The following is a 25,377-nucleotide window of genomic DNA, read 5'->3' on the forward strand; positions in this document are numbered from 1 at the left end:
CCACCATCGGTGCCGGGCCCGTGTGTTTCACACACCGTGTGCGCCCCGGGCACGCATATGCCCTGCGCACACTCTCCCCATGCGCTCACCAGGCGAGTTCACTCTTCATGCGCATGCAAAGGGATGCGGAACGACATCTCCGACTACGCAAAGGAGTGGAGCCGTGGCCACCGAACCCGAGCATCCCGTGATCCGGGGAGAACTCGCAGAGTTACGTCGCCGCCTCGATGTGGCCTACGCCCGGGTCGAGGGAGGGCTGAACCTGCTCAGTCGCCGCACCAGGGAGACGGCCAAGGAACTGGACGACCTGAACGCCCGCCTCGCCTCGCTGGAGAACGCCCGCTGGCCCCTGCCCTCGATCGCCGCACTCACCGCACTGGGCGCCCTGGTCGTCACCGTCTGGCAGGCGCTGGCCCACTAGGGCCTGTCCGGCGGATCATGCCGCCCACGCGGGGTGTGGCACGCCCTCCCCCAGAGGGGGTGCCCCCAGCGGCGTTGTCGTCGGTCGCCGACGTCCCCCAGCCTTCGGCCGGGGGTGCCCCCACCGCGTCCCCCGCCGCGGAAGCGGCTGATTGTCTACGCCTCCTCCGCCTTGCAGCTGCGCGCACCACACCCCGCTCAGCAGCGTCGATGAGTCACCGCTGATTTCCTGCGACTTGATCCGCCGGACAGCCCCTAGCCGTCCGGTCATCGGCCGGCCTGAGATGGTGCAGCAGGAGTAACGCGGCCGCCATGTTGGCGGCCGGGACCTCCCCGCGGGCGATCATGTCCGGGACGAGCTTGAGGGGGACCCACTCCCGGCGGTCCGACTCGAAGTCGTCCACGGGGTGTCCGACGTACTCGCCCTCGTCGGACCAGTAGATGTGGTGCCGGGCGTCGGTGAGGCCGTTGGACGGCTCCACGGTCATGAGGTGGTGCAGGGTTCCCGGCCGCCAGCCGGTCTCCTCCTCCAGTTCCCTGGCGGCCGCGACGGGGATGTCCTCCCCGTCCTCGACCACACCGGCCGGGAGTTCCCACCCCCAGCTGTCGGTGATGAAGCGGTGGCGCCACAGGAGGAGGACCTCGTTGGCCTCGTTGACCACCGTCGCCACGGCCACGGGCCGCAGCCGTATCAGGAAGTGGTCGAGATGCCGGCCGTCCGGCAGCTCGACATCTGCGAGATTGACGCTGAACCAGCGATTTTCGTACACGGTTTGTTCGTTGTGTTTCGTCCACTGCACGGTTCTGCCACCTTCCGCCGATAAGTGGCAATATCGCAGCAGGGACTCCTCAGGCCTACAGTGCGCCTCGATCGATACGGGTGTGGTCTAGAGCGGTACGCGCAGCGCGCTGTCGATGAGTTCGGCGGCCTCGGCGGTTCCGGCCGAGCCGCTGCGCACCAGGTGCTCGCGCACCGCACGGAGTCTGTCGCGCAGTCGCTGGGACTCCATCCCCCGCGCCTGCTCGGCCATCTGCACGGCCATGGCCACCGCGTTGTCCGCGTTGCCCTGGCGTAGTTCGATGGTGCTCAGCATGGCCAGCCGGTGCACCCGCCCCCGGTCGTGGGCCGGGTTGTCGACGGCGGCAGCGGCATGCTCCCGGGCGGCGGCGAGCTCGCCGAGACTGAGCAGCGCCTCGGCCACCTGCACATTGACCAGGCCTGGTTGGACATAGCCGGTCTCATCGGGTTCGTGGCCGCGCCGGATGCGCTCGGCGGCCGTCTCGGCCCGCCGGATGCAGGACAGCGCGCTGCTGCCGTCGCCGAGGTGGGCGTATGCCTTGGCCTGCATCGCGTAGAGGTCGGAGGCGAGCGCGGGGGTGATGTGCTTGCCGGCTGCGCGCAGCGCGGCCTCGGCGAACGCGACGGCCTGCCGGAACTCCCGCATGAACAGAGCCTGGTTGACCAGCAGCGCGATGACGTACGCGCCGAGTCCCCGGTCGCCGCTCGCCTTCGCCAGGCGCAGGGCCTGGTGGAAGTAGCGCTGGGCCAGACCGTGGGCGTCGGAGTCGTATGCGCAGATCCCCGCGATGGCGACCAAACCGCCTGTCGCCCGGTGCAGTTGACGCCCCGTGGCATCCGTGTAGCTGCCCCGCAGCAGCGGAGCCGCCTCGGCGTTGAGGAAGCCGACCACCCGGGTGCGGGTCGCCATGCCGCCGGCCTTGCGGTACATCTGCTCGTAGTGGGCGCGGGCGGCGCGCAGCATCTCCAGGTCGGCCGGGGTGACCCGGTGCCGGCCGCCCCGCGAGACGTCCACGTCCTCAGGGGGGTTCTCCCACTCCCACACCGGCATCACGGCGGGCGTGCCGGTGACGGCGGGCGCGCCGAGTATGTGCGGGCGCTGCTGTTCGTCGGACCGCCACAGGGCGGTGGCCCGTTCGACGAACCCGGAGAGCGAGGTGGTGTGCGCGACGCTGGGCTGGCCGGGCACACCGAGTCCGATGTCGTCGAGGGTGACCGTGCGGTGCAGCCGGGCGGCGAGTACCTCGCAGATCAGGTCGGGCACTTGGCCGCGCGGCCGCTGGCCCTTCAACCAGCGGGCCACGGCGGTGTGTTCGTAGCGGAGCGAGAGTCCGCGGGCCCGGCCCGCCTGGTTGACGTGGGCGGCTAGACCGGCGTGCGAGATCCCCGCCTCGTCCAGGATCGCGTCGAGCAGAGAGTTGGGCTGCATGAATGCCCCCCGAGTGGCCTGGTGCCGTCAGCGTAGTGCGTGGGTGTTCACACGGGGTGTGAACGGAGTGCGCGAATCCGCAGCGTGCGCGCGCTGTTGCGGAGAGTGTCGGGCCGGTTGACTGAATTGCCTCGCAAGAGGCCGGCCGGGCCGCCGGCTCCCCCCTCGTACAGTGCGGTGGCCCGGCCGATCGCCGGCTAGGGCCTGTTGCGAAACTCCCGTCGTCCGCCCGGAGGGCGGGCCCCGCGGCGTCCGGTGCGTGCTCTGGGGGTCCCCCCGGCCGGAGGCTGGGAAAGTGCCGGGTGCAAGCCCTCGAACTGGACGTACTTGGCTTCGTGCCCGGTGCGGCGAGAGTGCGTGCCGGGCGTCGCGGGGCAGGCGGGACTTTCGCAACAGGCCCTAGCGGTGCGTTGTCGGCTGCGGGTGGGTAGGGGTCGCTCGCACGGTTCCACGCGCACCGAGCAAGGCGCGTTGCTGTGCGCGGTCGTTGGTCAGTGCGAGGAGCGCGATGTCGTCGGAGGGACGGCCGTTCGTGTGGTGGAGCAGGGCGGTGAAGACCGTCCTCAGGATGCGCTGGGGGGAGACCGGGCGCTCGCGTACCGCTTCCGCCAAGGCCTCCCGCAGGCAGAAGAAGTGGCCCCGCGCGTCTCTCGCGTCCTCCGCACCGTCCGTGTACAGGACCAGGGAGTCGTCCGGGAGCAGGTGGCCACAGTGCGTGGCGGCGAGGTCCGGCGGCAGGGGGAACGGTCCGAGGGGTGGCAGCGGTTCTGCCGCCGACAACAGGCCGACCGTCGGCCCGCTGATCAGATACGGCCATGGATGGCCACAGTTGAGGACGCGCAGTTCGCCGTCCCCGCCGATCTCCAGCAGGAGTACGGTGACGAACTCCTCGGCGACCGGGCTGTCCGGGTCCAGGCCGCTGGCGGGGTGTTCCGCCCTGGCTCTTTCTCGTAAGTGTCTGGCCAGGGCGCGGTCCAACCGGCCGAGGACATGGCCCAGTTCAGGCTCGTCGTGGGCGGCCTCGCGGAAGCTGCCGAGGACGGCCGCGACGGTGCCGATGGCGGCCAGTCCGTGCCCCCGTACGTCGCCCATCACGATCCGTACGCCGTGCTCGGTGGCGACGGCCTCGTAGAGGTCACCGCCGATGGCCGCGCCCCGGTCGGCGGAGAGCTGGGCGGCGGCGACGTTCAGCCCGGCGAGACGGGGCGGCAGCGGCCGCAGCAGCACGCTCTGCGCGGCGCCGGCGACCTTGCGGGCCTGCCGTAGCTCCCTGAGCAGGGCCCGCCGGACATGGAGTATCAGCCCGGTGCCGACCGCGAAGAACACGGCGCTGGTGATGATCCGCGCGCCGAGCCCGCTCTGCTCGGCCAGCGGGCATCCGAATTTGTACGAGACCGCGGCGGCGCCCCACACCGTGGGCAGTCCCAGGGCGAGAGCACAACGCGAGGGCCGAGAGCTCGTCCGGGGCCGCCTTCTGCGGGGAACCCCAGCCTTGATGCGGATCATGCCGATGGCCCCCAAGTAGGCCCTGACAGAACAGACGGACCGACCCCGAAAGGCCGGTCCGATTCTGTCGACGGCATGCCCCGAAAGGGCCATGTCTCGGATGGATCTCACCCAAATGAGTGACCATCCCTCAGACAGCCGCATTTATGCAGGTGACAGGCGCCCCGAAGGGGGCGCGGGGCGGTATCGACATGCGGCTCCCCCGCGTGGGCGCAGCCACCGACAACCCGCGGCCGGCCGACGACAGTTCCCCGAGTGACTAGCCGCGCAGCACCGCTCCCGTACGCTCCCCGGCAAGGGCAATGGCCGCGTCTCGAGCAGCCGACGCCTCATCCACGGTCAGCGTCCGGTCAGCCGCGCGGAACCGCAACGCATACGCCAGCGACTTCTTCTCCTCGCCAAGCTGCGCGGCATTCTCGTACACGTCGAACAGCCGGATGCCTTCGAGCAGTTCACCGGCGCCCTCGCGCAGCGCGGCCTCCACCTCGGCGGCCGGTACCGGCTTGTCCACCACGAGGGCGACATCCTGCGTGGCCACCGGGAACGTCGAGATGCTCGGCGCCTGCGGCGTGCCGTCGCCGGCCTGCTCCAGCGCGTCCAGGTCCAGCTCCATCGCGCAGGTGCGCGCGGGCAGCCCCAGCGCCTTGAGCACGCGCGGGTGCAGCTCACCGGCGTGGCCCACGACCCGCTCGGCGCCGTCGGCGACGACCGCCAGCTCGGCGCACCGGCCAGGGTGCCACGGCCCGTACTGGACGGACCGCACGATCAGCTCGGCGCCGGCCTCACGGGCGACCGCGCGCCCCGCCTCGACCGCGTCGGCCCAGTCGGCAGGACGGCCCTTGCCCCACCAGCCGGCCTGCTCGCGGGCGCCCGCGAGGACGACGGCCACATGCCGCGGCTGCTCGGGCAGCACGGCGTCCAGCGCGGCGAGTTCCTCGTCGGTCGGGCGGCGGTCGACCGGCAGATGACCGGCGACGCCGTGCCCCTCACGCGGGAGGAAGACCAGGCCGGTCTCGAACAGTGCCAGGTCGTGCGCGCCCCGCCCGTCGTTGCGCCGCAGCGCACCGAGCAGACCCGGCAGCAGCGAGGTGCGCAGCGCGGGCTCCTCGTCGTTGAGCGGGTTGGTCAGCCTGACGGCACGGCGGGCCGGGTCGTCGGCGGCCAGGCCCAGCTGGTCGAAGACCTGCTCGCTGACGAACGGGTAGTTCGGCGCCTCGACATAACCGGCCCCGGCGAGCGCGCGGCCGACCCGGCGGTGCAGGCGCTGACGGTGGGTCAGGCCGCGGCCGGACGGCGGCTTGGGCAGCGTGGAGGGCAGGTTCTCGTAGCCCTCCAGGCGGATGACCTCTTCGGCCAGGTCGTTCCGTTCGAGGAGGTCGGGCCGCCAGGACGGCACGGTGACGATCAGCTCGTCCTGCCCGTAGACGTCGCAGCCGACCTCCTGCAGGCGGCGGACGACGGTCTCCCGGCCGTAGTCGACACCCGCGACCTTGTCGGGGTGGTTCGCCGCGACGGTGATGGTGTGCGGCGCGGACGGCGCGATGACCTCGGTGACGCCGGCCTCGGCCGTGCCGCCGGCGAGCAGCACCAGCAGGTCGACAGTCCGCTGCGCGGCGGCGGCCGCGGCCTGCGGGTCGACCCCGCGCTCGAAGCGGCGGGAGGCCTCGGAGGACAGCTTGTGCCGGCGGGCGGTGCGCGCGATGGCGACGGCGTCGAAGTGGGCCGCCTCGATGACCACGTCGGAGGTGGCGTTCTCCACGTCGTCGTGGTCGGCGATCTCGGTGTCGGCGCCGCCCATGACGCCCGCGAGGCCGATCGGGCCGCGGTCGTCGGTGATCACCAGGTCCTCGGCGTGCAGCTTCCGCTCGACGCCGTCGAGGGTGACGATCTTCTCGCCCTCGGCCGCGCGGCGGACGCCGATGGTGCCCTGGACCAGGCTGCGGTCGTAGGCGTGCAGCGGCTGGCCGAGCTCCATCATCACGTAGTTGGTGACGTCGACGGCGAGCGAGATCGGGCGCATGCCGACCTTCTGGAGCCGGCGCTGCAGCCAGATCGGGGAGCGGGCCTCGGGGCTCAGCCCGGTGACCGTGCGCGCGGTGAAGCGGTCGCAGCCGACCGGGTCGGCGACCTCGACCGGGTAGCCGAAGGCGTTCGGGCCGGGTACGTCGATCAGCGCCGGGTCGCGCAGCGGCAGGCCGTAGGCGATGGCGGTCTCGCGGGCCACGCCGCGGATGGACAGGCAGTCGCCGCGGTTGGCGGTGACGGCGATGTCCAGGACCTCGTCGACCAGTTCGAGCAGCTCGATGGCGTCCTTGCCGACCTCGGTCTCCGGCGGCAGCACGATGATGCCGTGGGTGCCGTCGTCGCCCATGCCCAGCTCGCCGCTGGAGCAGATCATGCCGTGGGAGGTCTTGCCGTACGTCTTGCGGGCGCTGATCGCGAACCCGCCGGGGAGCACGGCCCCCGGCAGGACGACGACGACCTTGTCGCCGACGGCGAAGTTACGGGCGCCGCAGACGATCTCCTGCGGCTCACCGGTGCCGTTGGCGGTGCCGACGTCGACGGTGCAGAAGCGGATCGGCTTCTTGAAGCCCTCCAGCTCCTCGATGGTGAGGACCTGGCCGACGACCAGCGGGCCCTTGAGTCCGTCGCCGAGCTGCTCGACGGTCTCGACCTCCAGACCGGCCGAAATCAGCTTGGCCTGCACATCGCGGCCTGTCTCGGTGGCCGGCAGGTCGACGTACTCCCGCAGCCAGGAAAGCGGGACCCGCATCAGATCTCCATCCCGAACGGCCGGGTGAACCGGACGTCACCCTCGACCATGTCTCGCATGTCCTCGACGTTGTGGCGGAACATCAGCATCCGCTCGATGCCGAACCCGAAGGCGAAGCCGCTGTACTTCTCCGGGTCGACGCCGCAGGCGGTGAGCACCCGCGGGTTGACCATGCCGCAGCCGCCCAGCTCGATCCAGCCTTCGGAGGAGCACGTACGGCAGGGCCGGTCGGGGTTGCCGACGGACTCGCCCTTGCAGACGTAGCACAGCATGTCCATCTCGGCGCTGGGCTCGGTGAAGGGGAAGAAGTTCGGCCGCAGCCGGGTCTTCATTCCCTCGCCGAACAGCGACTGGACCATGTGGTCCAGGGTGCCCTTGAGGTCGGACATGGTCAGGCCCTCGTCGACGGCGAGCAGCTCCACCTGGTGGAAGACCGGGGTGTGGGTGGCGTCCAGCTCGTCGGTGCGGTACACGCGGCCCGGGCAGATCACGTAGACCGGCAGCTCGCGGTCGAGCAGCGAGCGGATCTGGACCGGCGAGGTGTGGGTGCGCAGCACGACACCCGACTCGGTGCCGCCCCGCGGGCCCTCGACGAAGAAGGTGTCCGCCTCGCCGCGTGCCGGGTGGTCCGGGCCGATGTTGAGGGCGTCGAAGTTGAACCACTCGGCCTCGACCTGCGGGCCCTCGGCGACCTCGTAGCCCATGGCCACGAAGATGTCCTCGATGCGCTCCGAGAGCGTGGTCAGCGGGTGCCGGGCACCGGCCGGGACGCGGTCGTGGGGCAGCGTGACGTCCACCGCCTCCTCGACCAGCACCCGGGCGTCGCGCTCGGCCTCCAGCTCCTCCTGGCGGCCGGCGAGGGCCTTGTTCACGGCGCCGCGGGCCTGGCCGACCAGCTTTCCGGCGGCGGCCTTGGCATGCGGGGGCAGGGCGCCGATCTCGCGGTTGGCGAGGGCCAGCGGGGAGGTGCCGCCGGTGTGGGCGACCTTGGCCTCCTGGAGCGCGTCGAGGGAGCCCGCGGCGGCGAAGGCGGCGAGCGCCTCGTCCCGCATGCGCTCGATCTCTTCCGGTTTCAACGCCTCGACCTCGACAGGGTCGTACGACTTATTGGGTGCCGACATCTCTTCCCGTGCTTCCGATTGGCTGGCGGTGGTCCCCGAGACCGTGGTGGGCCGTGTGAAGGACACAAAGGTGCCAAAGGCCGAGTCTAACGGGGGTGGAGGAATGCGAAGCGCCCGCGGGCTGCTCAGGCGGTCCCGGTGATCCCAGACGCTGTCTGTGATCTCAGGCGAGATACGCCGGTGCGCCCACGGGCAACGTAAATCGGAACTCGGCGCCGCCGCTCGTGGCGCGTCCGACGGTGATGGTGCCGCCGTGGGCCTCGACGATGCCCTTCACGATGTAGAGCCCGAGGCCGGTGCCACCGCGCTTGCTGCCCCGCCAGAATCGGGTGAAGACGCGGTTCATGGACTCCTCCGGGATGCCTGACCCCTCGTCGCTCACGGTGACCGACGTGGCTGTGTTCTCGAGGTCTTCCCCTTCGCGCAGGGACGCCGAGGGCGTGATGTCAATGGTGACGGTTCCCTCGCCGTGCCGCACCGCATTTTCGATGAGGTTGCTGAGGACCTGGTCGACCTTGTCGGGGTCGGCCCACAGGGCGGGCAGCGGCTGCTCGATGCGGAGCAGGAAACGGTCGGCGGGCTGCCCGGCGGCCACGTACGCCTGGATGTGCCGTCCGACGGCCGCGCCCATGTCCACGGGCTGCCGGCGCAGCTCTAGGCGTCCGCTGTCGATCCTGGAGATGTCCAGCAGCTCGGCGATGAGCCGGGTGACCCGGTCGGCGTCCGCGTCGACCGTCTCCAGCATCAGCCGCTTCTGGTCGTCGGTGAACCGTTCCCATTTGGCGAGCAGGGTGGCGGTGAACCCCTTGACGGAGGTCAGCGGCGAGCGCAGTTCATGGGCGACGGTGGCGATCAGCTCGGCGTGACTGCGTTCGGTACGGCGGCGGGCCTCGGTGTCCCGCAGCGACACGACGACCCGGCGGACCGGCCCGGTCGGCTCGGCCCGCACATATGTGGCGGAGACCAGCACCTCCCGGCCGCCGGGCAGCAGGAGGTTCCGCTCGGGCTGGCCGACCCGGATGGCGAGGCCGCCGTAGGGGTCGGTGAGCTGCCACCAGCGCCTGCCCTCCAGGTCCTCTAACGGCAGGGCCTTCTCCAGCCGCTGTCCGAGGGCGTCGGCGGGGGCGGTGGCGGTGATGCGGGCGGCGGCGGCGTTGAAGCAGACGACGATGCCGTGCTCGTCGGCGATCACCAGGCCGTCGGGCAGTTCGTCGGGGTCGATGCCGGGCCCCTTGAGGTCGCCGTGCCGGCGTACGGGTACGCGGCCTGTACCGCGGTCACCCGGCGCGTTGCTGGTGCCGACACTCATCCCCGTACTCCACCTCTCAGACGGCGCAGCAGGCCCCCGAGCTGGTCACCCTACTAGCTCTCGGTGACGGAACGGCACCCTCCGGAGGCGCGCTGTGCACGGGCCGTTGCGTAGAGACATACGGCCGCGGCGGTGGCGAGGTTCAGGCTTTCGGCCTTCCCGTGGATCGGAACGCGCACGACGGCGTCCGCCAGCGCGCGGGTCTCCTCCGGGAGCCCCCAGGCCTCGTTCCCGAACACCCAGGCGGTGGGCCCGCCCATCGTGCCCTTGTCCAGCTCGTCGTCGAGGTCGTCGGTCCCGGCCCCGTCGGCGGCGAGGATCCGCACACCGGCGCCCTTCAGCCCGGCGACGGCCTGCTCGACGGGCACGCCGACGGCGACGGGCAGATGGAAGTGCGATCCGACGGAGGCGCGGACGGCCTTGGGGTTGTACAGGTCGACGGAGGCATCGGTGAGTACGACGGCCTCGGCACCGGCCGCGTCGGCGCACCGCAGCACGGTCCCGGCGTTGCCGGGGTCGCGGACGTTGGCGAGGACGGCGACGAGCTTGGGGCGGGCGGCGAGGATGTCCTCGAAGGGAGTGTCGAGGAACCGGCACACACCGACCAGCCCCTGGGGGGTGACGGTGGTGGAGATGTCGGCGATGACGTCTTCGGAGGCGAGGTGGATCCGGGCGCCGGCCGCCCTCGCCTCTCCCACGATGTCGGCGTACCGCTCGGCGGCGTCGAGCGTCGCGAACAGCTCGACGAGCGTCGGCAGGTCGCCGGCCCGATGCCCGGCCGCCTCCCGCACGGCCTGCGGTCCCTCGGCGAGAAACAGCCGGTCCTTCCCCCGGAAGTTCCGCTTGCCGAGCCGCCGGGCGGCAGCCACACGGGCGGAACGGGGGGAGATCAGCTCGGGAGTGGGCATCCTGTTGTTCACCTTCGGAGACGTCAGTACGTTCTGAGCTGCCGCTCATTCCTCTGTGCCCAACGGCAACAGTAGGACCCGCAAGCAAGTCAGCCTGCGGGTCCTTCAGTCACGTCGGCCAGAGCCAGCGCCAGCGTCACGCCGCCTTCGGCGCGTTGACGTCCGCCGGGAGCGCCTTCTGCGCGACCTCGACGAGCGCGGCGAACGCGCCGGCGTCGTTGACCGCCAGCTCGGCCAGGATCTTGCGGTCGACCTCGACGTTCGCGGCCTTCAGACCCTGGATGAAGCGGTTGTACGTGATGCCGTTGGCGCGGGCAGCGGCGTTGATGCGCTGGATCCACAGCTGACGGAAGTCGCCCTTGCGCTTCTTGCGGTCGTTGTAGTTGTAGACCAGCGAGTGGGTGACCTGCTCCTTGGCCTTGCGGTACAGGCGCGAACGCTGACCGCGGTAGCCGGAGGCCTGCTCGAGGATCGCCCGGCGCTTCTTGTGGGCGTTGACTGCCCGCTTGACGCGTGCCACTTGTTAACTCCTTGTAGCGGGGCCGCGGTTGGACTCACGCGGCCCGGAAACGACTGGGTCCCGGTGCTGACTTCAGGGCGCCGGCCGGCGCCCGCGTGTCACTTGCCGAGAAGCTTCTTGATCTTCGCGGCGTCGCCCGGGGCCATCTCGGCGTTGCCGGTGAGGCGACGCGTCACACGAGACGACTTGTGCTCGAGCAGGTGGCGCTTGCCGGCGCGCTCACGCAGCACCTTGCCGGAGCCGGTGATCTTGAAGCGCTTGCTGGCACCGCTGTGCGTCTTGTTCTTCGGCATAGCGCCGTTATCTCCTCGTCGATGGCGCTCCGGTGCCCGGTCGTGAAACCGGGCACAGTGGAACGTCGCTCTTGTATCGAATACATCCTGGGCTGGCGCCCCGGGTGCTGACCTGGGGCGTTGACCCCTGGATCACGCCTCGGCGTGCTCCTCGGCGGGCGCCTCGGCGTGCTCCTCGGCGTCGGCCTCCAGCTCGGCAGCGTTCTGCGACTTGCCGGGGTTGGCCTTCGCTTCGGCCTTGCGGGCTTCCTGCGCCTGTCGGGCCTCGGCCATCGCCTCGGTCTTCTTCTTGTGCGGACCGAGAACCATGATCATGTTCCGGCCGTCCTGCTTCGGGTTCGACTCCACGAAACCGAGGTCCTGGACGTCCTCCGCGAGACGCTGCAGCAGTCGGTAGCCCAGTTCGGGCCGGGACTGCTCGCGACCACGGAACATGATCGTGATCTTGACCTTGTCGCCCTGCTTGAGGAACCGTACGACGTGACCCTTCTTGGTGTCATAGTCGTGCGGGTCGATCTTCGGCCGGAGCTTCATTTCCTTGATGACCGTGTGCGCCTGGTTCTTGCGCGCCTCACGGGCCTTCATGGCCGACTCGTACTTGAACTTGCCGTAGTCCATGAGCTTGCAGACCGGCGGGCGTGCGCTCGCCGCCACCTCGACCAGGTCGAGGTCGTACTCCTGCGCAAGCTCCAGTGCCTTGGCCAGGGGGACGATGCCCACCTGCTCGCCACTGGGACCGACAAGTCGCACCTCGGGAACGCGAATCCGGTCGTTGATGCGGGGCTCGGTGCTGATGGATCCTCCTCGGTAGCACCACGCGACGGTCTGGCGGACAGCCGCGTAACGTCTGTTTTCGTGAGACCTAACCGCACCGAAGCAGAAAAAATGCCCCGGACGATCACAGGCGGGGCTCCTCGAACTACCGGAACACCGCCGCGAGGATCGCGGGGCGCACTATCGGACGGAACGCCGTCGCCGTAGTGGCGAAGCGACCGTCTGACCGGTGACCCGCCGCCCAGCAGGGCGGTCAGGTGGGAGTTCGGAGTCTCCACTTGTGGGCCGGGTCGGTTAGCCGCGAGGCATACCTGTCCGGCCGGTCGTCACACAAGGTTAGCAGCAAAGCGGAGAGAGGACCAATTGGGACGTCCTGGGGTCAGGTCGGAGCCCTGCCCCCGCTGCGCCTATCGTGTGGGCCATGAGTGAGACGCCCCTTTCTGGCACCGGTGACGCCGGACAGCCCGACTTCGACGAGATGACCCGCGACATCGCCGAGGTCCCCGCGGTCGAGGTGATCGTGACGGTCGCCGTCAACCTGATGAGTGCCGCGGCCGTGAAGCTCGGCCTCACCGAGGAGGGCGCCAAGTACAAGGACCTGGACGAGGCCCGCAAGCTGGTCACCGCCCTCGCCGGGCTGCTCGACGCGTCCGCGACCGAGATCAGCTCCTTCCACGCGGCCCCGCTGCGGGACGGCCTGAAGTCGCTCCAGCTGGCCTTCCGCGAGGCCTCAGTCGTCCCCGACGAGCCGGGCCAGGGCCCCGGCGAGAAGTACACCGGCCCGGTCTACGGCTAGCAGTCAGATTCTTACGTACAAGGGCTCGCCGGGCGGCGTGGCCCCGGCCGGCAGCAGCGCCAGGTCGAGGCCGCGTACCAGGCGGGCCCTCAGTGTCTCGTCGGCGGCGAGCCGCTCGGCGACGGCCTGTGCGGTCTCGGCGGGCGGCGCGGCCGGGTCCAGGACCAGGGCGAGGGTCCCGTCGGTGTGTCCCGGCCCGAGGTGGGCGCGGCGTACGGCGGGCTCGGCGGCCACGGCCGTACGGACCGCCTCGATCACGGCCGGGTCGGCGAGCGGATCGGCTGTCGTGCGCCCCTCCGCGAGGGCGAGCAGCGCCGGTCCGGTCAGTTCGAACGGCACCGGCCCCGACAGGTCCAGCACCACCGTGTCCGCCTTCTCGTGCGCGGCGGCCTGGAGCGCCTGGTGCAGGGGTACGGCGACGGGCCGCGCCGCCGGGTCCCAGCGGGCCAGCGAGTCGGTGGAGGTGAAGGCGGGCAGGGCGGTTCGGCGGCCGGCCTTCAGGGTCGGGACGGCCATGTCGCTGGTCTTCTCGCGGCGCAGCCCGTTCTCGTCCTCCTCGGCGTCGCCGAGCACGGCGACCACCGGGACGAGCAGCCGGGCGTCCTTCAGTGCCGCCAGGACGGGTCCCACCGCCGTGCGGTCCTCGGCCCAGGCGGCCAGCGCGGCGGACAGCCGGGGGTCGGCGGAGCCGTCGTCGTCGGAGTAGCCGGAGTCGGGAATGTTCTTGTTCGCCACGGTCCCCGACCCTATCGGTGGGATGCTGCTGCGGTTGTGCGGCCCCCGAAACCGGATCGACACGGCTTTCACGGGATTCTCAGATATCCCTGACCCGCTTCTAACTTGCGACAAACGGACCACACAGTCCTCGCCCCGAGCATCGCGGGCATGGAGTCCCCCAGAGCCACCTCAGGATCCCGGCGGGGCCGCCGCCGTGCCCGGCCCCGGCGCCGGGCTCTTCTGTACATCTCCCTCGCCGCGGTCGCCGTGGTCGGCGCCACCGCGGCAGGGACCGTGTATGTGAAGGCGCACGCCCGCGACGGCGGCGCCGTACCCTCGGCCGCGTCGCCGGCGCCGTCCTCCTCGGCCTCGGCGGGCGCGGAGGCATCGGTGGAACCCGTGACGGAGCGGGCAGTGGACCGGGCCGCGCTGCTGAGCACGGCGATGGAGACGGTGCCCGTGCCGTCCGGAGCGAAGGTGTCGGCGGCCGTCCTCGATCTGGCCTCCGGTGACAGCGCGGCCTACGGCGACACGGCGTTCGACACCGCGAGCATCGTCAAGGTCGACATCCTGGCGACGCTGCTGCTTCAGGCGCAGGACGCGGGGCGGCAGCTGACGGCGACGGAGAAGGCGTACGCCACGAAGATGATCGGGAACAGCGACAACACGTCCGCGTCGGAACTGTGGGAGATCATCGGCGAGGCGGCGGGCCTGGACGCGGCGAACAAGCGCTTCGGACTGACGGAGACCGAGGGCGGCGACGGGGAGCTGTGGGGGCTGACCCAGACCACGGCGGCCGACCAGCTAGCCCTGCTCCAGCAGGTGTTCGGGGACGACTCGCAGCTGAGCGAGGCCGCGCGGTCGTACATCCAGGACCTGATGAAGACGGTCGAGTCGGACCAGCGGTGGGGCGTTTCGGCCGCCGCCGACGGTTCGGGGTTCGCGCTGAAGAACGGGTGGCTGGCCCGGAGTACGACCGGGCTGTGGGACGTCAACAGCATCGGGCGGGTGACGGCGGACGGGACCGGCTATCTGGTCGCGGTGCTGTCCAAGGGGACGGTGAGCCAGGCGAAGGGGATTTCGCTGGTGGAGGCGGCTGCTCGGGCGGCGGTGGGGTCGTTTGCGGAGTCTTCCGAGTCGGCGTCGGCTGCTGCTCCGCAGTAGGGGGGTGGGTCCAAGGGTTCGTGGGCGGGCGCGGCACGGTGGGGGCTGGTCGCGCAGTTCCCCGCGCCTTTGAGGGGTCGCCTGTTATCGGGGCGTTTCCGAGCCGGGGCGGTTCACAGAGTCCTGCGGCGGTTCCGCCACAGGACTCCCGCCGCCACCAACAGCACGCCGCCCGCGCCGCCCGCCAGCGGGGCCGCCCAGTCGGTCGCGCTCGTCGTCTTCCCCTGCGTGTCGGGGCCCGGGCCGAAGTACTTCTCGCCGTACGACGCCGACGTGAGGCTCCGCGTCTTCACCCTGGCCGCGGCCTTGATCGCCGCCGCCGGGTCGATCATGCCGAAGCCCCGGGAGTCGTCGCGGCCGCCGGACGGGGCGTCGCGGGCCGTGTCCTCCAGGAGCTTCTTGACCTGGGCCGGGGTGAGGCCGGGATGGGCTGCCCTGATCAGGGCCACGGCTCCTGAGACGAAGGCCGAGGCGGCGCTCGTGCCCCAGCCCTCGTAGTACTTGTGGTCCGGGTCGGCGATGACGATGTCGACGCCGGGTGCGCTGACCGTGGCGTACCAGCGGCGGGTGGAGAAGGCGGCGCGGGTGCCGAACTTGTCCACCGCGGTGGCGGCGATGACACCCGGGTAGGCGGCCGGGTAGGAGATGTGGTCGCCCTTGTCGCCGCCGTTGCCGGCCGAGGCGACGACCACGACGTCCTTCTTCAGGGCGTACTGGATGGCCTCGTCCTCGCTGGGCTCGGGGTGCGCGGAGTCGGAGTCGTCGCCGAGGGAGAGGTTGATGACGTCGGCGCCGTGGTCGGCGGCCCAGCGGATGCCCTCGGCGAGGGCGTTGCCCCGGGTGGAGCGGGCCTTGCCGCGGGCGCTGTCGCCGTCTTCGAGGATGACCCGGACGGGCAGGATCCTGGCTTCCGGGGCGACCCCCATCACACCGTCGCCGTTGCCGACCCCGTGGCCGTGACCGGCTATGATGCCGGCCATGGCGGTGCCGTGCCGGGCCCAGTCGCGTTCGCCAGCCCGGGCGCCGAATCCGATCATGTCCTTGGTGGTCAGAACGTTGCCGGCGAGGTCGGGGTGGTCGGGCTCGACGCCGGTGTCCAGGACTGCGACGGTGACGCCCTTGCCTTTGGTGGTCTGCCAGGCCTCGTCGAGGTGCAGGGCGGACAGGCCCCACTGCTGGGCGCGGATGCTGTCGGCGTAGGCGGTGGTGGACGGCAGGAGGGCGAGCGAGCCGGCGAGCAGCAGGCTCACCGCGGCCCCGGTGGCGTGGCGTTTCATGAGGGCTTCTCCGTTGCCGAGCCTGCGGTGTTCTGACGCAGTCGCCGTTCGATGCGGTCGGCGAGGCCCTGGGCCTCGTTGCCGAGGCCGGCCTGGGCCGGGGCCGTGGTCGCGCCGGACGTCTCGGCGTCGGCGGCGGGCTGCGGGGTGTCGACGGTACGGCCGTCGGCCCAGCCGGAGACGGCGTAGGCGACGACCGGGGCGTCGGTGAGCACGGAGACCGTCCAGGAGGCGCGCTGGTGCGGGCCGAACCGCTCGGCGGCGGTGTTCTTCGCGGCGTACGGAAGGGGCATCAGGTCGCTGCGGCGGTCCAGGCGCTCGTCCTCGAACCGCTTGGCGAGGGCGGTCATCGCGGCCGGGTCGGCCTTCGTGAAGAGCAGCCCCACGGTCGTCACATAGCTCTGGGTGGCGTCGGTGTAGGTCGCACGGATCAGGCGCTGGCAGCCGACGGGTGCGAGCACCTTGTGCAGCAGCGGCTCGAAGGCTTCGGCGCAGCCGGTGGCCGGGGCGACGGCGATCCGCGTCCAGGTGCGGTCGGCTCCACCGGGGCCGGCGCCGGTGCCCTGCACGGTGGGCGGGAACAGTTCGTCGACGGGCACGTTGTGCCACAGGCCGGCGGCCGAGCTGAAGCTGCTCGCCGCTCCCCCGTCACCGTCGTCGTCGATGATCCAGCTTCCGGTCACGGCACCGCCGATGAGGCCCAGGCCCAGCACCATGCAGGCGGCGGCAGCGGCGGTATGGGGCGCCACGCGGCCGATCAACGACCGCCCCCACCCGCGCTCGTCGTACCCCTCGGGTTCGCCGAACGTCACAACGGACCGGTGTCTGCCGGGAGTTCCCGCGGAGACGGTCCAGGACATCGCGGGGTCCGGGACCGGGCCGGGGCCGTGCGGCCAGGAGGCGGTGTCACGGGAAGGCGGCGTGGCGGGGTACGGCGTGACGCCGGGGGCCGGGGGTGTCGTGGGGCGGGGCGGGGCAACAGGGGCGTCTGTCGGGCGGGGCGGGGCGGTGGGCTTCGGAGGTGTCATGGGGCGCGGCGGGGCCGTCGGTACCGGGAACGTCCGCATGTGCGGGCTCCACGCGGTGCCCGACTCCGGCGCACCGGGCGCACCGGGGGAGGCCGAGAAGTCACTGCGCGGCCGCTCGGGCCGCCTGGGCCCGGTCACACGTGAGGAGCCCGCGGCCGTATCGGCCGAGGACGAGGGCGCCGGTCCGGCGGCACCGCGCCGCCCGTCCGACGACGGCTCCGGTTCCTCCGCACCACGGACGGGACGAAGCGAGGCGGTCGACTCAGCAGCGGACTCCGGACGCCGGGACGCGTAGCCAGGGCCGTACGGCGGCCGGGACGCTGCGGCGCGTCCGCTCTCCCGCCCTGCCGACGCGGACGGTTCGGTCCAGCGAGGCTCCCGACCGGAGGCGGCGGGCGGTACGGCGGGGCCGGCCTCCCGGCCGGAGGACGCAGGCGGCACGGTCCAACCGGCCTCCCCGCCAGAGGCAGCGGGCGGCACGGTGCCGCCGGGCTCCCGGCCAGAGGGCGCAGGCGGTGCGGCGCGGTCGGTATCGCTTGCGGGCGTGGTGGGTGGTGTGTCCGGGAAGCGGGCCGAGGCGGGGGGCGGAGGCGGGGACGCGGTGGCCGCGCTCTGCGGGGGACGGAGGTCGGGATAGCGGGGCCGTGTGATGCGTTCGGCGGATGTCGAGCGGCCGACAGCCCGGTCTCCCGCACCCTGTTCGCCCTGCGCCACCGCACCGCCCCGACTCGTCCGGTCCTCACGACTCTGCTGCACGCCGGGCCGTCCCGGCAGTTGGTCCCGCCCGGTGGTGTCGGCCCTGCCGGTGGATACGTCGGTCCGCTGCGACCAGTTCACCCGGTTCGGCCGGTCGAAGAACCCCGGCCCGTCGGTCCGGCCGGACGCGTCGGCGGCACGCGGCGCCTCGCCCCGGCCGGTCCCACCGATCTCCGGTCCGTCGCCCTCGGCTCCGCCGTCGGCGTGTGGCGCGAGGTCGGGCGAAGGGCGTCGCGGGATCGGGGCGTGCCGCGCTTCCGTGCTCATGCGCCCCCGTTTCCTCCTGCCCGGGCCAACTCCGCGTACGGGCCGGCGTCCTACCCGGCTCGGAGACATCCGCCCCGGGCACGCATACCCGCACGTGCGGATCCGCATCCCGGCGCGGGCCAGGCGGCCGGAGTCGTTCCGCCGTACGTGCGCGTCACTCTACGGGTTGTCCGAGGGCGAACGGGAACCAGTCCACCGGCCCCGGGGCATCTGCCCGTATCGTCCCCCTACCCTGCGGTAATCCTGTCTGGCAGGCTTCGTTCATGACTGCGCGCGCCGCCGACCGGGCCCGTTACGACCGGGCCACCGCCCATCTCGACGCCCCTCTCGCGATCGTCGACCTGGAGGCCTTCGACGCCAACGCGGACGATCTCGTGCGCAGGGCCGGCGGCAAGCCGGTACGGGTCGCGAGCAAGTCCGTACGCTGTCGGCACCTGCTGGAACGGGTCCTCGCGAAGGACGGTTACGCCGGGATCATGTCCTTCACGCTCGCGGAGTCGCTGTGGCTCGCGCGCTCGGGGTTCGAGGACATCCTGCTGGCCTATCCCTCCGCCGACCGGGCCCGGTTCGCCGAACTGGCCGCCGATCCCAAGCTCGCCGCCGCCGTGACGGTGATGATCGACGACCCGGCCCACCTTGACTTGATCGACGCGGCCCGCGACAGCGGCAGCGAAGTGGTGCGCGTCTGCCTGGAGTTGGACACCTCGCTGAAGCTGCTCGGGGGCCGGCTGCGGGTCGGGGCCCGGCGTTCGCCGCTGTACTCGCCCGCCCAGCTCGCCGATCTGGCGCGGACCGTGGCCCGGCGGCCGGGCTTCAAGCTGGTCGGGATCATGGCGTACGAGGGGCACATCGCCGGGGTCGGGGACGATGTCGCCGGCCGGCCGCTGCGCTCCCGCGCGGTCCGGCTGATGCAGGCCGCCGCCCGACGTGAGCTGGCCGAGCGGCGCGCCGCGGTGGTGCGGGCGGTCCGGGCGGTGGCGCCGGACCTGGAGTTCGTCAACGGCGGCGGCACGGGCAGTGTGCAGACCACGGCAGCGGAGGACGCGGTCACCGAGATCGCGGCCGGGTCGGGTCTGTACGTGCCCCGGCTCTTCGACAACTACACGTCGTTCACCGGCCGTCCGGCCGCCCTGTTCGCCATGCCGGTGGTACGGCGGCCCGGGGTCGGGGTCGTCACCGTCCTCGGCGGCGGCTACCCGGCCTCGGGTGCCGCGGGCCCCGACCGGCTGCCGGTGCCGTACCTGCCGCAGGGGCTGTCGTACGACCCGCAGGAGGGCCCCGGCGAGGTGCAGACCCCGCTGCTGGGCTCCGCGGCGGACGACCTGCTGGTCGGCGACAAGGTGTGGTTCCGGCACGCCAAGGCGGGCGAGCTGTGCGAGCGGTTCGCCGAGCTGCATCTGGTCGAGGGCGACCGGGTGACGGCGACCGTACCGACGTACCGGGGTGAGGGGCACACCTTCCTCTGACCCGTACCGCCAACCCGCCGGCTTCTGGCCCACCGGTCGTATACCGCTGGTGATCGCGTCCATGTCGGACAGCGGCGGTCCGTCCGGGCCGGCGTCGAAGACGAACCGGACGACGACCGGGGCCGGGATGCCGGACTGGGAGGGGAAGGCCAGGGACTGGACGTATCCGCCGGGTCCCTCGGCTGTCCTCACTCGCCGGCGCACCAGGTATCCGTCACGGCCGGCGACCGCGACCCGCCCCGCCTTGACGACCCGGTGGGACCGGATGCCACCGAAGGGCCGCCGGCCGCCGGGATCGTGGCCGTACGCCGCCTCGGCCGCCTCCGGTACGTCCCGTTCGCCGACGGTGCGCGGGGAGGCGCCGTCGGCATCGGACGCCGTACGGCTGATGACCTCGCCGTGGCGGCACCGGCCGGTGTCGGCCGGGCAGTCGCAGGTGCCGTCTGTGGTCATCACTACGTCGTCCTGGGCGAGGTACGAGGAGCTGGTCCAGCCTGTGGGGACCGGCAGGGTGATGCCGTTGAGCTGGTCGACGACGAGGGATGAGGGCGGTGGGCCGGCGGGGGCGGCCTTGATCGTGGTGTCTGTGCCGTCCCGCGCCTCGCCCGTGCGGAGCACGGTCGCGCCGCCGGCGATCGCCGGCGCCAGCACGGCCGCGGCGGATATCAGCGCGACCGCCTTGGCACGTCCGGGCGCCCCGGCCGCCGGGGTCGGCGGCGCGGGGAGGCCGGACGCGGTGCGCCGGTACTCGGTCCAGGTCCTGCCGTCCCACCAGCGCTCCAGGTGCGGGGCCTGAGGATCGGAGTACCAGCCGGGCGGCGGCATCATGCTCACTCCCGCACTGTAGGGCGGGAGTTGAGGCGGCTCCTACAGGGGTGTGACGTACGCCCCGGAGATCCCGCCGTCCACGAGGAAGTCGCTGGCGTTGACGAAGGAGGAGTCGTCGCTGGCCAGGAACGCGACGGCGGCGGCGATCTCCTCGGCCTCGGCGAACCGGCCCAGCGGGATGTGGACCAGGCGGCGGGCGGCCCGCTCGGGATCCTTGGCGAACAGCTCCTGGAGCAGGGGGGTGTTGACCGGTCCCGGGCACAGCGCGTTCACCCGGATGCCCTCCCGCGCGAACTGGACGCCCAGCTCCCGGGACATGGCCAGAACACCACCCTTGGACGCGGTGTACGAGATCTGCGAGGTCGCCGCGCCCATCCGCGCCACGAAGGACGCGGTGTTGATGATGGAGCCCTTGCCCTGGCGCCGCATGTAGGGGATGGCGGCCTTGCAGCACAGGTAGACGGAGGTGAGGTTGACCTCCTGGACGCGTTTCCAGGCCTCCAGGCCGGTCTCCAGGATGGAGTCGTCGTCGGGCGGCGAGATGCCGGCGTTGTTGAAGGCGATGTCGACGCTGCCGTAGGTGTCGTGGGCCGCCTTGAACAGCGCCTCGACCTGCTCGGCGTCGGTGACGTCGACCTTGACGAACAGCCCGCCGACCTCCTCGGCGGCGGCCTTGCCTCGGACCTCGTCGACGTCGCCGCAGACGATGTGGGCGCCCTCGGAGGCCAGTCGCCGCACGGTGGCCAGGCCGATGCCGCTGCCGGCTCCGGTGACGACGGCGGTACGGCCGACGAGTCGGCGGCAGACGATCTCTCCGGTGGATTCGGTCACTGTGCGGGGCCCTCCGTGCTGATGAAGACGTTCTTGGTTTCGGTGAAGGCGGTGAGCGCGTCCGGGCCGAGTTCGCGGCCGATCCCCGACTGCTTGTAGCCGCCGAAGGGGGTCCAGTAGCGGACGCTGGAGTGCGAGTTGACGGACAGGTTGCCGGCCTTGACGGCCTGGGAGACGCGCAGTGCGCGGCCGACGTCCCGGGTCCAGACCGACCCGGAGAGGCCGTAGTCGGTGTCGTTGGCCAGCCGGATCGCGTCGGCCTCGTCGTCGAAGGGGATGACCGCGGCGACCGGGCCGAAGACCTCCTCGACGGCCACGCGCGCGCGTGGGTCGACGCCGGTGAGGACGGTCGGCGGGAACCAGAAGCCGGGGCCCTCTGGGGCCTTGCCCCGGATGCCGGGCGCGTCGGTGTCTACGTACGAACGGACGCGTTCCAGCTGGGCCCTGGAGATCAGCGGGCCCATGTCGGTCCTCTCGTCGGCCGGTTCGCCGACGGTGACGGACTCGATCGCGGGGGCGAGGAGCTCCAGGAAGCGGTCGTGGACGGACCGTTGGACGAGGATGCGGGTGCGGGCGCAGCAGTCCTGGCCGGAGTTGTCCAGGAAGGACATCGGGGCGGCGGCCGCTGCGGCCTCGATGTCGGCGTCGGCGAAGACGATGTTGGGGCTCTTGCCGCCGAGTTCGAGGGTCACGCGTTTCACCTGGTCGGCGCAGAGCGCCATGATGCGCTTGCCGACGCGGGTGGAGCCGGTGAATACGATCTTGGCGACGCCGGGGTGGCGGACCAGGGCCTCGCCCGCGATGTCGCCCCGGCCGGGCAGCACCTGGAAGAGGTGCTCGGGGAGGCCCGCCTCCAGGGCGAGTGCGGCGAGGCGGAGCGCGGTGAGGGGGGTGGTCTCGGCGGGCTTGAGGAGCACCGCGTTGCCGGCCGCGAGGGCGGGGGCGGTGCCCCAGGCCGCGATGGGCATGGGGAAGTTCCAGGGGGCGATGACGCCGACGACCCCGAGGGGTTCGAGGAGGGTGACGTCGAGGCCGCCGGGAACCGGGATCTGGCGGCCGGTCAGCCGCTCCACTCCCCCGGCCGCGTAGTCCAGCAGGTCCCGGACGTTGCCCGCCTCCCAGCGGGCGTTGCCGACGGTGTGCCCGGCTTCCCGCACCTCCAGCTGGGCGAGTTCCTCGCGTTGTTCGTCGACGACGACGGCGAAGCGGCGCAGCAGCCGGGCCCGGTCGGCGGGCGCGAGCGCGGCCCATGTCCGCTGGGCCCGTGCGGCCCGCCGCACGGCGGCGTCGACGTCCTGCTCCACGGCGCCGGGGACGGTCGCGATCACCTCCTCCGTGGCCGGGTTGAGGACATCGAGTTCGTACAGTTGCGACAAGGCATGCCTCACATGCGTTCGAAGGAGCGGCGCAGCTCCCAGTCGGTCACCGCGGCGTCGAAGGCCGCCAGCTCGACGCGGGCCATGTTGCGGTAGTGGGCGACGACCTCGTCACCGAAGGCGGCTCTGGCGATGGGGCTGTTCTCCCAGAGGTCGGCGGCCTCCCGGAGCGTGGTCGGGACGTGCGCGAAGTCGGCGGTGTAGGCGTTGCCGGGGCAGGGCTCGGGGAGTTCGAGTTTCTGCTCGACGCCGTACAGCCCGGCCGCGACCAGGCCGGCGACGGCGAGGTGCGGGTTGACGTCTCCGCCGGGCAGCCGGTTCTCGAAGCGCAGCGAGCGGCCGTGGCCGACGACCCTCAGCGCACAGGTGCGGTTGTCGTGCCCCCAGGCGACCGCGGTCGGGGCGAAGGAGCCCGGCTGGAACCGCTTGTAGCTGTTGATGTTGGGCGCGTAGAGGAGCGAGAAGTCACGGAGGGCGGCGAGCTGTCCGGCGAGGAAGTACCGCATGACCTCGGACATGCCGTCCTCGCAAGCGAAGGCGTTGGCGCCGTCCGTGTCCGTCAGCGACAGGTGGATGTGGCAGGAGTTGCCCTCCCGCTCGTTGTACTTGGCCATGAAGGTGAGGGAGACGCCCTCCTGGGCGGCGATCTCCTTCGCGCCGGTCTTGTAGACGGCGTGCTGGTCGCAGGTGAGCAGGGCCTCGTCGTAGCGGAAGGCGATCTCGTGCTGGCCGGGGTTGCACTCGCCCTTGGCGGACTCGACGGTGAGGCCGGCAGCGGCCATCTCGTTGCGGATGCGGCGCAGCAGCGGCTCGATGCGGCCGGTACCGAGCACCGAATAGTCGATGTTGTACTGGTTGGCCGGGGTCAGCCCCCGGTAGTTCGCGTCCCAGGCCGCCTCGTAGGTGTCCTTGAACACGATGAACTCCAGCTCCGTACCGACCTGTGCGGTGTAGCCGAGTTCGGCGAGGCGCTCCAACTGGCGGCGGAGGATCTGCCGGGGCGCGGCGACGACCGGGGAACCGTCGTTCCAGGCGAGGTCGGCGATGAGCATCGCCGTGCCCGCGTTCCAGGGCACACGGCGGAGGGTGGTGAGGTCGGGGTGCATGGCGAAGTCGCCGTAACCGCGGTCCCAGGAGGACATGGCGTAGCCGTCGACCGTGTTCATCTCGGTGTCGACGGCGAGGAGGTAGTTGCAGCCCTCGGTGCCGTGGTGGAGGACCTCGTCGAGGAAGAAACGGGCGGCGAACCGCTTTCCCTGCAATCGTCCTTGCATGTCGGGGAAGGCCAGGACGACAGTGTCGATCTCACCGCTCGCGACGAGGGTGTGCAGCTCCTCGACGCTGAGCGGGGGTGTGCGGTCTGCCACGGGAGGGCTCCTTGGGCTTCATCGCGCTGCTACGGCCGGGCCGGGAGCTCTAAGGTATTGGTGAGAACCATTGCTTGGGAAGGGGGTACGGCCATATGTCGCTGGACGCGGACGACGCTGTCGGCGACCCGTTGACGCCGGTACTGCGACCGGTGCGGGCCGGCAACGGCTTCGAGGAGGCACTGGAGCAGATCCTCCAGGTCGTCCGGCTGGGCCTGGTTCCGGGCGGCGAACGGCTGCCCGCCGAGCGGGAGCTGGCGGAGCGGCTCGGGATCAGCCGGGTCACCCTGCGCGAGGTGCTGAAGGTGCTCCAGGACCAGGGGCTGGTGGAGTCGCGGCGCGGGCGGTACGGCGGGACGTTCGTGCTGCCGCGCACGGACGCGGGTGGCGAGGACGAGCTGCGGCGCCGGATCGCCGAGGTCGACATCGAGGACGTGCTGCGCTTCCGCGAGGTGCTTGAGGTGGGCGCGGCGGGACTGTGCGCGGCGCACGGGCTGACCGTCGAGCAGGCGGAGCGGCTGCGGGATGCGCTGGCCCGCACCCACGAGGCACCGCTCGCGGAGTACCGCCGCCTGGACACCCTCCTCCACCTCACGATCGCCGAACTGTGCGGCTCGCCCTCCCTGACCGCCCAGTACGCGGCGGTACGGGCGACGGTCAACGACCTCCTCGACTGCATCCCGCTCCTGGTCCGCAACCTGGAGCACTCGCAGCGCCAGCACATCGCCCTGGTCGAGGCGGTCCTGGACGGGGACGCGGACGGCGCCCGGGAGATGATGCGGGAGCATTGCGCGGGGACGGCCGCCCTGCTGCGGGGTTTTCTGGCGTGACTGCCAGTCGCCGTGCCATAAAGGTGTGGACGCACACCTTTGAGGGAGGGTCCATGGCCGGACGGCCGCTGATCGGCGTGAGCACATACCTGGAGGCCGGGGCGCGCTGGGGCGTCTGGCAACTGGAGGCGGCCCTGCTGCCGGCCGGCTACCCACGTCTGGTCCAGCGGGCGGGCGGCCTGGCCGCGCTTCTGTCGCCGGACGACCCGGGGCACGCGGCGGCGACGGTGGCCCGCCTGGACGGCCTGGTGATCGCGGGCGGCCCGGACGTGGAGCCGGTCCGCTACGGCGCCGAACCCGACCCCCGCACCGGCCGCCCGGCCCGCGCCCGGGACGTCTGGGAGCTGGCCCTGATCGACGCGGCCCTCGCCGCCGGCCTCCCGCTGCTGGGCATCTGCCGGGGCATGCAGCTCCTGAACGTCGCCCTCGGCGGCACCCTCGTCCAGCACATCGACGGCCACGCGGAGGTGCCCGGCGTCTTCGGCCGCCACGAGGTGAAGCCGGTTCCCGGAACCCGGTACGCCGAGACGGTTCCGGAGGAGACGTCGGTCCCCACCTACCACCACCAGGCGGTGGACCGCCTCGGGGAAGGGCTCCTGGCGTCGGCGCACGCGACGGACGGCACGGTCGAGGCGATCGAACTCCCCGCCGACCGCGGGTGGGTCATCGGCGTGCAGTGGCATCCGGAGATGGGCGAGGACCTGCGGGTGATGCGGGCACTGGTCACAGCCGCGTCCTGAGCGAGGCCGGAGCGGGGTCGGCCTGTGCGCGCTGGAGCGGGTGCGGCCAAGGAGTTTTCCGCCCCCGCCGCCCCTACCCGTC

The 25,377-nt window shown here is 71.9% G+C and carries 23 protein-coding genes and 1 pseudogene; 7 read left to right on the forward strand and 17 right to left on the reverse strand.

Annotated features, from left to right (window positions below; genetic code table 11):
* Positions 1-163: 163 nt before the first annotated feature.
* On the forward strand, positions 164-421 hold the full coding sequence (locus tag ABZ396_RS12905; RefSeq protein WP_358915246.1) for a hypothetical protein: 258 nt from the start codon (positions 164-166) through the stop codon (positions 419-421).
* A 214-nt stretch (positions 422-635) separates the two neighbouring features.
* On the opposite strand, the gene ABZ396_RS12910 is transcribed toward ABZ396_RS12905, so the two are convergent.
* From ABZ396_RS12910 to infC, 10 genes are all read right to left on the reverse strand, one after another.
* A complete protein-coding gene (locus ABZ396_RS12910; RefSeq protein WP_358915248.1) occupies positions 636-1,220 on the reverse strand; it encodes an NUDIX hydrolase in 585 nt (194 codons plus the stop codon).
* 87 nt (positions 1,221-1,307) lie between these two features.
* On the reverse strand, positions 1,308-2,648 hold the full coding sequence (locus ABZ396_RS12915) for a transcriptional regulator (RefSeq protein ID WP_358915250.1): 1,341 nt from the start codon (positions 2,646-2,648) through the stop codon (positions 1,308-1,310).
* 399 nt (positions 2,649-3,047) lie between these two features.
* Positions 3,048-4,154, reverse strand: coding sequence for a PP2C family protein-serine/threonine phosphatase (locus ABZ396_RS12920; protein ID WP_358915252.1), 1,107 nt, complete (start codon positions 4,152-4,154; stop codon positions 3,048-3,050).
* A gap of 259 nt (positions 4,155-4,413) precedes the next feature.
* On the reverse strand, positions 4,414-6,927 hold the full coding sequence (gene pheT, locus ABZ396_RS12925) for a phenylalanine--tRNA ligase subunit beta (RefSeq protein WP_359184536.1): 2,514 nt from the start codon (positions 6,925-6,927) through the stop codon (positions 4,414-4,416).
* Positions 6,927-8,048, reverse strand: a complete 1,122-nt coding sequence (pheS, locus tag ABZ396_RS12930) for a phenylalanine--tRNA ligase subunit alpha (protein WP_358915256.1) — start codon at positions 8,046-8,048, stop codon at positions 6,927-6,929. Before pheS ends, pheT begins: the two co-directional genes overlap by 1 nt.
* Positions 8,049-8,211: 163 nt before the next feature.
* Positions 8,212-9,357, reverse strand: coding sequence for an ATP-binding protein (locus ABZ396_RS12935; protein ID WP_358915258.1), 1,146 nt, complete (start codon positions 9,355-9,357; stop codon positions 8,212-8,214).
* A 53-nt stretch (positions 9,358-9,410) separates the two neighbouring features.
* A complete protein-coding gene (locus tag ABZ396_RS12940; RefSeq protein ID WP_358915260.1) occupies positions 9,411-10,265 on the reverse strand; it encodes an RNA methyltransferase in 855 nt (284 codons plus the stop codon).
* Positions 10,266-10,401: 136 nt separating this feature from the next.
* The gene (gene rplT / locus ABZ396_RS12945) at positions 10,402-10,785 is read right to left on the reverse strand and encodes a 50S ribosomal protein L20 (RefSeq protein WP_055492778.1); all 384 of its coding nucleotides are present in this window, start codon (positions 10,783-10,785) and stop codon (positions 10,402-10,404) included.
* Positions 10,786-10,883: 98 nt separating this feature from the next.
* Complete coding sequence (rpmI, locus tag ABZ396_RS12950) at positions 10,884-11,078, reverse strand: 50S ribosomal protein L35 (protein WP_006607578.1); 195 nt, start codon at positions 11,076-11,078, stop codon at positions 10,884-10,886.
* 132 nt (positions 11,079-11,210) lie between these two features.
* A complete protein-coding gene (gene infC / locus ABZ396_RS12955) occupies positions 11,211-11,873 on the reverse strand; it encodes a translation initiation factor IF-3 (RefSeq protein ID WP_358915577.1) in 663 nt (220 codons plus the stop codon).
* A 400-nt stretch (positions 11,874-12,273) separates the two neighbouring features.
* Here infC and ABZ396_RS12960 point away from each other — a divergent pair, with 400 nt between their 5' ends.
* Positions 12,274-12,648 carry a DUF1844 domain-containing protein gene (locus ABZ396_RS12960; RefSeq protein WP_358915263.1) on the forward strand — a complete coding sequence of 125 codons (375 nt, stop codon included), beginning with the start codon at positions 12,274-12,276 and terminating at the stop codon, positions 12,646-12,648.
* Between the two features lie 3 nt (positions 12,649-12,651).
* Here ABZ396_RS12960 and ABZ396_RS12965 read toward each other — a convergent pair whose 3' ends face one another.
* The gene (locus tag ABZ396_RS12965; RefSeq protein ID WP_358915265.1) at positions 12,652-13,383 is read right to left on the reverse strand and encodes an SseB family protein; all 732 of its coding nucleotides are present in this window, start codon (positions 13,381-13,383) and stop codon (positions 12,652-12,654) included.
* Positions 13,384-13,533: 150 nt separating this feature from the next.
* Between ABZ396_RS12965 and ABZ396_RS12970 the strand changes: the two genes are divergently transcribed.
* Positions 13,534-14,529 (forward strand): serine hydrolase, encoded by a 996-nt coding sequence (locus tag ABZ396_RS12970; protein ID WP_358915267.1) that lies wholly within the window; start codon positions 13,534-13,536, stop codon positions 14,527-14,529.
* 113 nt (positions 14,530-14,642) lie between these two features.
* Here the strand turns inward: ABZ396_RS12970 and mycP are convergent, their stop codons facing one another.
* Both mycP and ABZ396_RS12980 read right to left on the reverse strand, forming a co-directional pair.
* Positions 14,643-15,806: a type VII secretion-associated serine protease mycosin gene (mycP, locus tag ABZ396_RS12975; RefSeq protein WP_358915269.1), complete on the reverse strand. Its 1,164-nt coding sequence runs from the start codon at positions 15,804-15,806 to the stop codon at positions 14,643-14,645.
* Positions 15,803-16,618 (reverse strand): hypothetical protein, encoded by an 816-nt coding sequence (locus ABZ396_RS12980; protein ID WP_358915271.1) that lies wholly within the window; start codon positions 16,616-16,618, stop codon positions 15,803-15,805. The genes mycP and ABZ396_RS12980 overlap by 4 nt, the downstream gene beginning before the upstream one ends.
* A 214-nt stretch (positions 16,619-16,832) precedes the next feature.
* Here ABZ396_RS12980 and ABZ396_RS12985 point away from each other — a divergent pair, with 214 nt between their 5' ends.
* The gene (locus ABZ396_RS12985) at positions 16,833-17,129 is read left to right on the forward strand and encodes a hypothetical protein (RefSeq protein ID WP_358915273.1); all 297 of its coding nucleotides are present in this window, start codon (positions 16,833-16,835) and stop codon (positions 17,127-17,129) included.
* Positions 17,130-18,120: 991 nt separating this feature from the next.
* Positions 18,121-19,323 (forward strand): amino acid deaminase/aldolase, encoded by a 1,203-nt coding sequence (locus ABZ396_RS12990; protein ID WP_358915275.1) that lies wholly within the window; start codon positions 18,121-18,123, stop codon positions 19,321-19,323.
* 753 nt (positions 19,324-20,076) lie between these two features.
* On the opposite strand, the pseudogene ABZ396_RS12995 reads toward ABZ396_RS12990, so the two are convergent.
* The 4 genes and pseudogenes from ABZ396_RS12995 to ABZ396_RS13010 all read right to left on the reverse strand — a co-directional run.
* Positions 20,077-20,151, reverse strand: a pseudogene (locus tag ABZ396_RS12995) (DUF2510 domain-containing protein); the annotation flags it as partial.
* Between the two features lie 39 nt (positions 20,152-20,190).
* A complete protein-coding gene (locus tag ABZ396_RS13000; RefSeq protein ID WP_358915277.1) occupies positions 20,191-20,982 on the reverse strand; it encodes a 3-oxoacyl-ACP reductase in 792 nt (263 codons plus the stop codon).
* A complete protein-coding gene (locus ABZ396_RS13005; protein WP_358915278.1) occupies positions 20,979-22,358 on the reverse strand; it encodes an aldehyde dehydrogenase family protein in 1,380 nt (459 codons plus the stop codon). The genes ABZ396_RS13000 and ABZ396_RS13005 overlap by 4 nt, the downstream gene beginning before the upstream one ends.
* Before the next feature lie 8 nt (positions 22,359-22,366).
* Positions 22,367-23,725: a glutamine synthetase family protein gene (locus ABZ396_RS13010; protein ID WP_358915280.1), complete on the reverse strand. Its 1,359-nt coding sequence runs from the start codon at positions 23,723-23,725 to the stop codon at positions 22,367-22,369.
* A gap of 95 nt (positions 23,726-23,820) precedes the next feature.
* Between ABZ396_RS13010 and ABZ396_RS13015 the strand changes: the two genes are divergently transcribed.
* Positions 23,821-24,555, forward strand: a complete 735-nt coding sequence (locus ABZ396_RS13015; RefSeq protein WP_358915281.1) for an FCD domain-containing protein — start codon at positions 23,821-23,823, stop codon at positions 24,553-24,555.
* A gap of 53 nt (positions 24,556-24,608) precedes the next feature.
* Entirely contained in the window at positions 24,609-25,295 is a 687-nt protein-coding gene (locus tag ABZ396_RS13020; protein WP_358915283.1) for a gamma-glutamyl-gamma-aminobutyrate hydrolase family protein, read from the forward strand.
* Positions 25,296-25,377 lie beyond the last annotated feature (82 nt).

The sequence above is a fragment of the Streptomyces sp. NPDC005866 genome (assembly GCF_040629895.1).
Lineage (GTDB): Bacteria > Actinomycetota > Actinomycetes > Streptomycetales > Streptomycetaceae > Streptomyces.

Bases quoted from the DNA above. Each gene is read 5' to 3' on its own strand.
- pheT (WP_359184536.1), bottom strand. From the start codon at position 6,927: ATGCGGGTCCCGCTTTCCTGGCTGCGGGAGTACGTCGACCTGCCGGCC.
- ABZ396_RS12915 (WP_358915250.1), bottom strand. From the start codon at position 2,648: ATGCAGCCCAACTCTCTGCTCGACGCGATCCTGGACGAGGCGGGGATC.
- rpmI (WP_006607578.1), bottom strand. From the start codon at position 11,078: ATGCCGAAGAACAAGACGCACAGCGGTGCCAGCAAGCGCTTCAAGATC.
- ABZ396_RS12940 (WP_358915260.1), bottom strand. From the start codon at position 10,265: ATGCCCACTCCCGAGCTGATCTCCCCCCGTTCCGCCCGTGTGGCTGCC.
- pheS (WP_358915256.1), bottom strand. From the start codon at position 8,048: ATGTCGGCACCCAATAAGTCGTACGACCCTGTCGAGGTCGAGGCGTTG.
- ABZ396_RS13015 (WP_358915281.1), top strand. From the start codon at position 23,821: ATGTCGCTGGACGCGGACGACGCTGTCGGCGACCCGTTGACGCCGGTA.
- ABZ396_RS12990 (WP_358915275.1), top strand. From the start codon at position 18,121: ATGACTGCGCGCGCCGCCGACCGGGCCCGTTACGACCGGGCCACCGCC.
- ABZ396_RS12920 (WP_358915252.1), bottom strand. From the start codon at position 4,154: ATGATCCGCATCAAGGCTGGGGTTCCCCGCAGAAGGCGGCCCCGGACG.
- ABZ396_RS12985 (WP_358915273.1), top strand. From the start codon at position 16,833: ATGGGGCGCGGCGGGGCCGTCGGTACCGGGAACGTCCGCATGTGCGGG.
- ABZ396_RS12970 (WP_358915267.1), top strand. From the start codon at position 13,534: ATGGAGTCCCCCAGAGCCACCTCAGGATCCCGGCGGGGCCGCCGCCGT.
- mycP (WP_358915269.1), bottom strand. From the start codon at position 15,806: ATGAAACGCCACGCCACCGGGGCCGCGGTGAGCCTGCTGCTCGCCGGC.
- ABZ396_RS12935 (WP_358915258.1), bottom strand. From the start codon at position 9,357: ATGAGTGTCGGCACCAGCAACGCGCCGGGTGACCGCGGTACAGGCCGC.
- ABZ396_RS13020 (WP_358915283.1), top strand. From the start codon at position 24,609: ATGGCCGGACGGCCGCTGATCGGCGTGAGCACATACCTGGAGGCCGGG.
- ABZ396_RS12960 (WP_358915263.1), top strand. From the start codon at position 12,274: ATGAGTGAGACGCCCCTTTCTGGCACCGGTGACGCCGGACAGCCCGAC.